This window comes from Pseudoalteromonas sp. S1612, from assembly GCF_005887175.1.
Classification (GTDB): Bacteria; Pseudomonadota; Gammaproteobacteria; order Enterobacterales; family Alteromonadaceae; genus Pseudoalteromonas; species Pseudoalteromonas undina.
On sequence record NZ_PNDH01000052.1, the window covers coordinates 1 to 5,402 of the forward strand.

A 5,402-nucleotide genomic window follows, 5' to 3' on the forward strand; every position below is an offset into this window, starting at 1 on the left:
ATATAGCCAAAATATATCTATCACCGACTCGCTTTCCAAATGATTTTATTCACCACAGAGGGGGCAGAGCACACAGAGTAAATGATTAAAGACATGTTTTATTTGCCTTTTCTTCTCTGTGTAGCGCGAAGCGCCTCGGTGTACTCTGTGGTTCAAAATGGTTTTGTAGGCGGGGCTTTATGCCGCGTATTTTACTAAACCCTGCGCGAGGTAAACTCCCGCCTACAGGTATAAAAAAACCTTGCGATGTTAACCGCAAGGTTTTTAAATTTCTCGAACCTCGAACCTCGAACCTCGAACCTCGAACCTCGAACCTGAGATTTTTACAAATACTCAAATACTTTAACTACCCGCTCTACGCCAGAGATGTTGCGAGCTATATTAACGGCTTGGTTTGCTTCAGCGTCAGATACTAGCCCCATTAAGTATACTTCGGCATTTTCAGTCACTACTTTTATATTATTACTGCTGATGTTTTCAGCCGCTAAAAGCTGCGCTTTTACTTTTGAGGTTAACCATGAGTCGTGAGTTTGCGTGGTAATGCCAATATTAGATCCAATACGAAGTTGGTTATGAATTTTGCGAATACCAGATAGGTTCTCAATGGTTTTAAACGCTTGGTTTTTCATTTCTTGGTTAGGCACTTGGCCTACCATTAAAACCACGCCATTTACGCTTATAATGCTGATATGAGCAAACTTATTAAGGCGTTCATCTTCGCTAATAGCAATACTGGCTTTTATTTCAATATTGTTGTCGTCTATTTGCGAGCCAATGGTTCGCCTATCGTTAGCGGCAGTAACAGCACTGGCTGTACCGGCGACCACAGCAGCGGCACAGCCTTGTAATAACACAACAGTGCCTAAAATAATTAGGGAGCGTTTAAACATAATTTTCGTCCTGAGGGAAAAGGGTTAAATCCACCAACTCACTTAAACAGTGAAGGTTCACTAAATGCGATTCAATAATGCGACTCGGGCGTTTAGACGGCGTACGAATTTCTACATCGTTATGGCCAAGCAAGCCAACGAGTTCGCCGCCATCATCGCCTACCATTACTATGACCTTCATATCTTTGGTAAGTGCCGCTTCTACTGCAGAAATTATGTGTTTTTCATTACCATTAATGGCAAGTACCAATAATAAGTCACCTTGCTGAGCAAAGGCACGAACTTGGCGTGCAAAGGTATCGTGGTCATCTATTTGATTGCCTTGGCCCAAGTTAATATTTTCTTGTGAGAGAGCGATTGCAGGTAAGCAAGGGCGTTCTGTTTCGTAAAAATTAACCAGTACGCCAGCCATGTGTTGCGCCAGCATATGGCAATTTGCAGTACCGCAACAGATCAACTTATTCCCATTGATCAGGCTTTGTGCAATGGTAAATGCCGCTGATTCTAACGCGCTTGGCAACACTTCGCCTGCGGCTATTTGAACTTGAATACTTTCTTTAAAAATTTCTTTAATTGTATCTTGCATGGGTTACCAACAATTTATCTCTAATTCTGTGTGAGCTCACACCGGCTTTATTAAAAGGTAATTATTTTAGGCGTTAGCTAATGTTTAACTGTATGCTCAGCATGAAGCTGTTGTAATCGTCTTATTTTTATACATCAGACATTAAAATACGTTTTTCAGCCAGTTAATATGTAATGACGGTTCGCCTGTTATAGCTACGTAATCAATACGTAATGGCTGGTTTTTTAAGTTTTTAGCACCAAGGTAATGATAAATAGTGCGCTTTAACTTAGCTTGCTTTTGCGGGCTTAGCGCATAATTAGCGCCGCCTTTTATGTTATTTTTACGAAACTTAACTTCAACAAACACTAAGGTGTCACCGTCTTTCATAATGACATCAAGTTCGCCGTAGGGGCAGTAGTAATTCCGCTCAATCGCTTTTAAACCTTGCGCTTCTAAATACTTTTGCGCTTGGCGCTCATAATACTGGCCTTTTTCACGACTATTTTGCCACAGCTGTTTAAACCACGACATGCTAACCCCTTAGTTAATAATGGTTATGCCATCGTTTGCCGACTGCATAAATAGCGGCACAGGGCGTTGTGTTTTTAATTCCACAGGTTTTATACGGCGATTGCTGTACTGCGCCCATTGCAGTGATCGTTCAATATCACCGGCACTATTAATGGACAATTTACCGCTTAAGCCTGAAAAGTATTTATCGGGTGTAATGCTCAGTTGTCTAATATCATTCAGCATGGCGACGGCATCGTAGGCCATGGCAAATAAACGTTGGCTAATATCAGCCTGTTCAGGCCATAAATCATTATATTGCTTACGAAGATTATGCTGCGTAATTTGTGAGTCTAACATCCAAGGAAGTTCGGTAAAGTAGAGCCCATCTAAATCGCCTTTGTCAGTGGTATCTATTTGCTTACTATGACTTTTAGAGCTGGCGTAAATAGGGATCCTGTCGGCAAAGGTGCTTACGTTAACATCTAGGTAAGGCTTAATTAACCGGGTCTCTATGGCGTCACCTAGTATATAAATTGCATCAATATCGCCACGTGAGCGGGTTTCACTTTCTACTTCTTTATTAAAAAGTGTTTTAACCGATTTAATACGCTCTTTTGATTTATCAACTTCTAGCAAGCTGGTAATGGTATTGGGCATATCTTTATTATCGTTGTAAAAGCCAACTTGTGTGGTTGTTTCACTATAGCGTTGCCATTGCAGATTAAAGTAGTCGATTAAGCGCTGACCATTGGTATTATTTGGCGCTAGCAACATAGGTTTTTGATAACCTTGCGCTAAAAAGTGCTCTAGAGTTTGTTGTACTTCATGCTCAGGATTAAGCGCAAAAAAGTAGTGTTGCAGAGAGGTTCGTTCGCCATCAAAAGTATTTAAATGTAATGTGGGTATATCGAGTAATGTATTGGTATTAGCGAGCTTATCTATATTGGCTTTTAATAGCGGGCCAATAACAAAGTCTGGTTGTAATTGCGAAATCTGTGCGCTCAACGCTTCGGTTTCGGTATTTTCATCAATAAACAGCGTTTCGCTAATCTCTTTTTTATCAAGTGCAGCCAGTATGCCGGCTTTTAATGCATCCCCTAAGCGCTTGTTAGCACCTGACTGAGGTAATAGCACAACTAAGCGTTCAATATTTAGTGGTGCTAATTCATTGGCGTAAGTATCTTGTTTTGGTAGAACATTGGTACCAGGGTGCCCAAGGTAACGGCGGCGCCAATTATTAATCGCTTGGTCTAAATCAACAGAGCTGTTGGCATAAACCTGATGATACAAAGCTAAGTTAACCCAACCTTGTTGAATAACCGAGCCACGGTTAAATCGCTCTAATGCATACGAAGAAAGCTGCTTTAAATTATGCCAAAGTGCGTCATTAAGTTTAGGGATAGAAATATTATTTTTAGCTACCGATTCAGATGCAGCAAAAAAGTAAGGGGCTGCACGTTTTGGCAAATCTTGCGACGCAAAAATGCTGGCAGTTAAAAATTGGTGCCAAGCAAAATGTTCAGGTTGCTTAAGTTGCCCCTCCAGCGTGTTTAGTACCTCAAGTGCTTGCTGATTTTTATTTTGCTCTTTTTGCGCAAAGGCAATGTATAAACGATTTTGAATTTGATCAACACTGGCGGTAAGTGCAAGTTCAGTGCATATTTTTTCGAGTAGTGGCCAGTTTTCTTCTGTAATTGCGCTATCACGAGCACTATAAAGTAGCTGGATTTTATCAGCGCCATAGCGGTTTTGCGCTAATTGGTAAATAGATTGCGCATTCAGTGCTTCATTTTTCAGCGTATTGGCACTGTTACTTAAGTTATCGCTGGTTTTAGTTGGTTTTTCGGTTGTGCTACACGCCGATAACCCTGACAATATAATTAATAGACTAACTAGTTTAAGTCGCACAATGATTTCCCATACGTTAACGCGATTTGCTTATATTACTGACTGACGCAGGAGACCTCAATGTTAAATGAGGAGAATTCACAGAAAATTGGCACTCTTTACGTTGTTGCCACCCCAATCGGCAATTATGACGACTTAAGTCAGCGTGCAATCGCGACATTATCGCAGGTTGACTTAATCGCGGCTGAAGACACTCGCCATACTGGTAAGCTACTTAGCCACTTTGGTATTAAGGCTAAAACCTTTGCGTTACATGACCATAATGAAAAGCAAAAAGCGCAGCAAATTATCGACCAACTTAATCAAGGGTTAAATATTGCACTGGTCTCTGATGCAGGCACACCCCTGATCAGCGATCCTGGCTATGCGGTGGTTAATTTATGTCGTGAGCAAGGCGCAAGTGTAACACCCGTGCCTGGTGCATGTGCTGCTATTACGGCGGTATGTTGTTCTGGGTTACCTACTGATCGTTTTCAATTTATTGGCTTCACACCTGCCAAAAGTAAAGCGCGCCAAGACTTTTTTATAGATGCGGTTAACTCAAGTATTACCAGTATTATGTATGAAAGTACCCACCGTATTATGGCAAGCCTTGACGATTTAGAAGCAGCGCTAGGTAGTGAGCAGCAGGTGGTATTTGCCAAAGAGCTCACTAAAACCTTTGAAACCTTTTTTAATGGCACAGTGAGTGAGTTAAAGCAGTTTTTAACTGACGATCCAACTAAACAACGCGGCGAAATAGTACTCATGCTGCCGGGTAAAGCTAAGGTAGTTGACGATATTCCGCCAGAAGCCCGTAAAATGTTAGCGTTACTTGAAAACGAAATGCCAATGAAAAAAGCGTGTGGTGTAGTAGCCGATTACTTCGGCATGAAGAAAAACGCGTTGTATAAAACAATTATTGAAGAAAAACAGTAAATGTTTACTGCGTAGTGTTGTGCTCTCATGTATACTGCGCGCCGAGTTAGCCAAGATAATCGCTGCCTGTGACGAAAATGATCAGGGGGAGGAAAGTCCGGGCTCCATAGGGCAGAGTGCCAGTTAACGGCTGGGGGGCGTGAGCCCACGACAAGTGCAGCAGAGAGAAGACCGCCAATCTTCGGATTGGTAAGGGTGAAAGGGTGCGGTAAGAGCGCACCGGGCCGCTAGTAATAGTCGGTTGCAAGGTAAACTCCACTCGGAGCAAGACCAAATAGGGTTCCTTATGGCGTGGCCCACGTTGGAACCGGGTAGGTTGCTTGAGCCATAGAGCGATTTATGGCCTAGACGAATGATTATCACTTTCTTCGGAAAGGACAGAACCCGGCTTATATGGCTAACTCACTCATTCAATAAAAAAGCCCGCAGTTAACGCTGCGGGCTTTTTTGTGTTTGGAATAAGCTGTCAGGTTGCGGGCGGCGAGCTTCGGGTTGCGGGCTTAAAACCTAAACTCGATGCGAGACTAACTATCGCCTTCAGGCATAAAAAACCTTGTAATGTTAACCGCAAGGCTTTTAAATTTCTCGAACCTCGAACCTCGAAC

Annotated in this window: 5 protein-coding genes and 1 other RNA gene; 2 read left to right on the top strand and 4 right to left on the bottom strand. The window is 42.3% G+C overall.

What is annotated here, in order from left to right; all coding sequences use genetic code 11:
* Positions 1-323: 323 nt before the first annotated feature.
* From dolP to CWB78_RS16075, 4 genes are all read right to left on the bottom strand, one after another.
* On the bottom strand, positions 324-890 hold the full coding sequence (gene dolP, locus CWB78_RS16060) for a division/outer membrane stress-associated lipid-binding lipoprotein (protein WP_138596456.1): 567 nt from the start codon (positions 888-890) through the stop codon (positions 324-326).
* On the bottom strand, positions 883-1,476 hold the full coding sequence (locus tag CWB78_RS16065; RefSeq protein ID WP_008110721.1) for an SIS domain-containing protein: 594 nt from the start codon (positions 1,474-1,476) through the stop codon (positions 883-885). The genes dolP and CWB78_RS16065 overlap by 8 nt, the downstream gene beginning before the upstream one ends.
* Positions 1,477-1,617: 141 nt before the next feature.
* On the bottom strand, positions 1,618-1,989 hold the full coding sequence (locus CWB78_RS16070) for a YraN family protein (protein WP_008110719.1): 372 nt from the start codon (positions 1,987-1,989) through the stop codon (positions 1,618-1,620).
* Positions 1,990-1,998: 9 nt separating this feature from the next.
* Entirely contained in the window at positions 1,999-3,879 is a 1,881-nt protein-coding gene (locus CWB78_RS16075) for a penicillin-binding protein activator (RefSeq protein ID WP_131690492.1), read from the bottom strand.
* Between the two features lie 60 nt (positions 3,880-3,939).
* Here CWB78_RS16075 and rsmI point away from each other — a divergent pair, with 60 nt between their 5' ends.
* Together rsmI and rnpB are read left to right on the top strand one after the other, a co-directional pair.
* A complete protein-coding gene (gene rsmI, locus CWB78_RS16080) occupies positions 3,940-4,797 on the top strand; it encodes a 16S rRNA (cytidine(1402)-2'-O)-methyltransferase (RefSeq protein WP_010390670.1) in 858 nt (285 codons plus the stop codon).
* Between the two features lie 43 nt (positions 4,798-4,840).
* Positions 4,841-5,205, top strand: an RNA gene (gene rnpB / locus CWB78_RS16085) — RNase P RNA component class A.
* The last annotated feature ends 197 nt before the right edge of the window (positions 5,206-5,402 follow it).